Genomic DNA, 4,741 nt, shown 5'->3' with positions numbered 1-4,741 from the left:
AGAACAATGGCAGCGCGATCAGCCGGGCCATGTAGCGGTCGATCGATTTCATGTGCGCGCGACGCGGCCTCGCAAGAACGACGGAAAGGCTCCGGCTATAGGCAGGTGAACGGGAGCCGTCACCTGTCCGCGTGCGGCAATGCGGTGATGATCATTCCGCAGCGATGGCGTGCGCTTGGTCGCGCCGTGCCGCGGTCTCCACGGCGCGTTCGAGCGCGGCGAGCGTGAACGGCTTTCGGAGCACCGGCCGGTTGCCGAGTTCGACCGAGGCTGCATCGCCAGCGAAGCCTGTCACAAACAACACCGGAATGTGACGGTGGCGCGCCTCCAACGCCGCGATCATCTCGGGTCCAGTCAGACCGGGCATCAGTACGTCGGAGAGGATCAGGTCGGGTGCTGGAATGCGCGCCAATGTCGCGGCAGTTTTCGTCGGATCGTCGCACGAGGTGACGAGGTGTCCCAACTCCTCCAGCGCGCCGACGGTTGCGGCGAGGACGCGAGGGTCGTCCTCCACCACCAGGATCGACAGGGCGGCACCTTCAACTTCACTGTTTAGGGTTGCCTCGCTTGGTGGGGGTGACGAGTCGGACTGCGCTTGCTCGATCTCGCGCGGCAGCAGCAGCGTCACGGTCGTGCCGCGACCCGGCGAGGACGCGATCGTCACGTCGCCGTCGACCTGCTTGGCGAAGGAGAAAATCTGGCTGAGACCGAGGCCGGTGCCCTTGCCCACTGGCTTGGTGGTGAAGAACGGTTCGAACGCGCGTTCCATTACCTCCGGGGACATGCCGTGTCCGGTGTCGTTGACGCCGAGCGCGAGGTAATCACCCGCAGCGCAACCGTGCTGGCTGGCGGTCGCGAGCGTTTGCGCACGCGCGGTGATGGTCAGCGTGCCGCGCCCCTCCATCGCGTCGCGCGCGTTGACCGCCAGGTTCACCAGCGTGTTTTCCAGCTGGACGCGGTCGACGCGCGCGCACCAGCCGTCGCTCGCATCGTCGATCATTACCGTGACACCATCGCCGAGCGTACGCTCAAGCAGATCGCGAAGGCCGGCGAACAGGCTGGCCGCATCGATGCATTCGGGATTGATCGCGGTTTCGCGCGCAAAGGCGAGCAGGCGCCTGGTCAATTGGGCGGCACGCGTCGCGCCCTCGGTCGCGCTTTCGACGTGTCGCAGGACGTCGCGTCCGCCCGTCGTCAGCCCGCGACGTGCGAGTTCCAACCCGCCGATCACGACCGCGAGCATGTTGTTGAAGTCGTGCGCAATTCCGCCGGTCAACTGCCCGACCGCCTCCATCTTCTGCACCTGCCGCAGTCGCGCTTCCTGCACGCGCAGCTCGTCGGTTGCGGTGGCGACGGCGCTGGCGAGTTCGTCCGCCCGCTCGCGCTCCGACGCGGCTTCGGCCTGGGCGACGGCACGCCCGGCGAGCACGCGCATCGTCAGCCAGCCGAGTGCGATCATGCCGAGCAGCAGCAGGACGCCGAAGATCGAGAGGATCTTCGCCGCTGTGGTCGAGCGATTGACGAGCGTCATCGCCTGCGACGTGCGCTGCTCGAGTAGCGTACGCTCATCCGCGATCAGGCCATCGAGCGCGGCGTTGATGGCGTCGAGCGCGGGGGAGGTGCGCACCTGATAGTAGCGCGACAGGGCCTGGCTGTTCTTGCCGTAATTGGTCGCGAGCGCGGTTCGGGCCAATTCCTCGCCGCGTTCGCGGAACGCAATCTGCAAGCCGGCGAGGCGTTGCTGCTGCCCGGCATTATCCGCGATCAGGCGGCGAAGCTGCGCGACATTCTCCCCGGCACGGCGCCAATCATCGAAATAGGATTGTCCGAGCCGCTGATCGCCCGAGATGACGTAGCGACCGAGCGACGCCTCCGATTTCGCCATCGTGCCTTGCAGCGCGCGCGCGAGATTCATCACGTCGTAGCTGTGGCTCTGCGCAGCCAGCGCGCGGTCGCGTTGCCGGTTCGCCTCGCCCAGCGTGATGACAAGCGCGGTGAGCACGGCCATACCCGCGATCGCCATCGCGACCAGCGTTACCGTGCGCCAGGCCGACAGCAGCCTGCGCCGCGCATCCATCTCGTCCCCGCTCACGACCGGGAGGTGTACCGCAGCCACGGCCAGCGTGCAAAGCCGCCGCGACCATCATGCCGCGCCGGCCTTCAGCGTTTAGTCGATCTCGCCGGTGGCGCGGCCCGCGTCGGCGAACATCGCGGTGATGCGGTCGATCTGCGCGTCGCTATGCTCGGCCGATAGCGAGCAGCGCAGCAGGAACGTGCCAGACGGCGTAGCGGGCGGCCGCGCGACGTTGACGTACAGACCCTGGTCGAGCAGCTGCTGCCACATGCCGACGGCACGCTCCTGATCCTCCAGCATGACCGCGATGATCGCCGAATCGGCCTGCTGCGTACCGAGTGTGAAGCCGAGTTCGCGCAAGTTCGCGTGAAGGCGGCGCGCGTTGGACCAGAGCTGCGCGCGCTTGGTATCGGCGTGCATCAGCTTGCGGATCGAGGTCGCGGCGGTCGCGACCACCGAGGGCGGCAGGCTGGCGGTGAAGATGTACGGGCGGCAGGCGAGGCGCATCGCCTCGAACTTCGGGTGATTCGATACGCAGAAGCCGCCGACGGTGCCGACCGACTTGGAAAAGGTGCCGATCACGAAGTCGACGTCCTTGCCCAGGATCAGCCCCTGATCCTCGTACACGCCGCGGCCGTGGGTGCCGAAGAAGCCCATTGAATGCGCCTCGTCGACCAGCACCATGCAGCCGTGCTTCTTCGCGACCGCGACCATCTCCTTTAATGGCGCGATGTCGCCGAGCATCGAGTAGACGCCTTCGAGCACGACGAGCTTGCCCGGCTCCTGGGGCAGGCGCCCGAGCCGCTTGTCGAGGTCCTCGACCGAATTGTGGCGGAAGCGTACGACCTCCGCATCGCCCATTTTGCAGCCGTCGTAGATCGAGGCGTGGCTGTCGGCGTCGAGGACGACGTACTCGCCCTTCGCCGCGATAGTCGAGATGGTGCCGAGATTGGCCTGATAGCCGGTCGAGAATACCATCGCGTGATCGGCGGCGTAGAATTCACGCAGCGCGTCCTCTGCATCGACGTGGTCGCGGAACGTGCCGTTGAGCATTCGGCTGCCGTTGGTACCGCTGCCAAAGCGGTCGAGCGCCTGCTTGCCCGCCGCGATCACGTCGGCATCGAACGTCATGCCCATGTAATTGTAGGTGCCGAGCAGGATCGTCTCGCGACCCTTGATCACGGCCTCGGTTGGCGAGCGTACCTCCTCCATCACGATACCGAAGGGATCGCGCACGCCGGTGCCGAGCAGCGCCTCGCGCTCGGCGATCAGCGCGTCAAACTTGCTGAACAGGTCACGCTCGGGGGCGACCGGCGCGGGATCGGCGGGCAGCGCCTCAGGCTGAAGGCCGGTCTCGGTCATGGTTACGCCTTCAACCGCGCGACGGCGTCGACGAGCTGGCCGACGTTCTCGATCTCGGCCTGCATGTTCATCGTGATAATGATGTCGAACTCGTCCTCGATCGCGGCGACGAAATCCATCACGGTGAGCGAATCCCATTCGAGATCGCCCTGAAAGGTGGTCGCGTCGGTGACGGCCACGCCCTTCTTGTTGAAGGGCTCGATCTGGGCTTGGACGGTGTCGAAGATCTGGTCGCGGTCGCTCATGGTCGCTTTCGATGCGTGATGATTAAGGCCGGGGTGCGGCGGCGCTATAGCAAGTCGTGGGCGCGATACCACTCGGCCGTGGCGGCAAGCGCGGCGGCGGTGGCGTGTTCGGCGCGCCACAGCGCGGGCGAGGGAAGCGCATGCGCGACCCAATCGGGGTGGCGAAAATAACCGACGCGGTCCGGGGTCAGCTTAGCGCGTGACCCGCGGAACATGCGGTCGAGCCTGGCTGCGCCCGACAGAACAGCGCCCGGTAGCGACAGCGGTACCGAGCGGCGTCCAACGGCCTTGCCGAGCGCGCGTGCGAAGTCGCGGTGGTCCCAGCCGCCGGGTCGACCGTCGTCGGGTTCGAGCACCATGTGGCGCGCGCCGTCGCCGGTCGCGAGCGTCAGCAGCAGGCGCGCCAGATCCTCGACCGCGATCACCGACAAACGATTGCCACGTGGGGGCAGGGGCACGAGCCCGCGGCGCGCGAAGCGGAACAGCTCCAGCATCTCGTGGTCGCGTGGGCCGAACACGGCGGGCGGGCGCACGATGGTCCATTCCAACCCGCTCAGCTGCACCAGCCGATCAGCCTGAAGTTTCGACCAGCCGTAATCGGAGAGGTGCGGCTCGCGTGCGGCGAGCGACGAAACGTGGACGAAGCGCTGCACGCCAGCGGCTCCCGCGGCGGCGATCATGCTGCGCGTGCCTTCGATATTGCCGCTGACGAAGCCCGCGCGGTCGGCGGCGTTGACGATACCGGCGACGTGGATCACCGCCTCGGCACCGTCGACCAGCGTACCCGGTCCGGCAAGGTTGCCCGGTACCCAGGTGACGCCGTCCCGTTCCGGCTGCTCCCGCCTGGTGAGTGCGCGGACCTGGTGGCCGGCGGCGAGCGCCTGATCGACGAGGTGGCTGCCGACGAAACCGGTTGCGCCGGTGATGGCGAGGATCATCGCGCGCTTCCCTTCAGATAGGCCATGTGGTTGCGGTGGACGAGTGCGGCGCGTGGTGCGTAGCCGAGCAGCGCGGCATGCTCGTCGCTGCGCCGGCCGATCAGCCGCGTCGCGTCGTCGGC

The 4,741-nt window shown here is 67.2% G+C and carries 4 protein-coding genes and 1 pseudogene; all 5 read right to left on the bottom strand.

The window, feature by feature from the left end:
* Positions 1-151: 151 nt before the first annotated feature.
* Positions 152-2,077 carry an ATP-binding protein gene (locus QZ847_RS06035; protein WP_294354279.1) on the bottom strand — a complete coding sequence of 642 codons (1,926 nt, stop codon included), beginning with the start codon at positions 2,075-2,077 and terminating at the stop codon, positions 152-154.
* A gap of 90 nt (positions 2,078-2,167) precedes the next feature.
* Entirely contained in the window at positions 2,168-3,436 is a 1,269-nt protein-coding gene (locus QZ847_RS06030) for an aminotransferase class I/II-fold pyridoxal phosphate-dependent enzyme (RefSeq protein ID WP_294354276.1), read from the bottom strand.
* Between the two features lie 2 nt (positions 3,437-3,438).
* Positions 3,439-3,681 (bottom strand): acyl carrier protein, encoded by a 243-nt coding sequence (locus QZ847_RS06025; RefSeq protein ID WP_294354274.1) that lies wholly within the window; start codon positions 3,679-3,681, stop codon positions 3,439-3,441.
* Positions 3,682-3,725: 44 nt separating this feature from the next.
* Positions 3,726-4,619, bottom strand: coding sequence for an SDR family oxidoreductase (locus QZ847_RS06020; protein WP_294354271.1), 894 nt, complete (start codon positions 4,617-4,619; stop codon positions 3,726-3,728).
* Positions 4,616-4,741 (bottom strand): annotated as a pseudogene (locus tag QZ847_RS06015) (glutamate 5-kinase); the annotation flags it as partial. The gene QZ847_RS06020 and the pseudogene QZ847_RS06015, both read right to left, overlap by 4 nt.

The organism is uncultured Sphingomonas sp., from assembly GCF_913778135.1.
Lineage (GTDB): Bacteria > Pseudomonadota > Alphaproteobacteria > Sphingomonadales > Sphingomonadaceae > Sphingomonas.
This window is presented reverse-complemented; position numbering and strand designations above follow the sequence as displayed.

Bases quoted from the DNA above. Each gene is read 5' to 3' on its own strand.
- QZ847_RS06035 (WP_294354279.1), bottom strand. From the start codon at position 2,077: ATGGATGCGCGGCGCAGGCTGCTGTCGGCCTGGCGCACGGTAACGCTG.
- QZ847_RS06030 (WP_294354276.1), bottom strand. From the start codon at position 3,436: ATGACCGAGACCGGCCTTCAGCCTGAGGCGCTGCCCGCCGATCCCGCG.
- QZ847_RS06025 (WP_294354274.1), bottom strand. From the start codon at position 3,681: ATGAGCGACCGCGACCAGATCTTCGACACCGTCCAAGCCCAGATCGAG.
- QZ847_RS06020 (WP_294354271.1), bottom strand. From the start codon at position 4,619: ATGATCCTCGCCATCACCGGCGCAACCGGTTTCGTCGGCAGCCACCTC.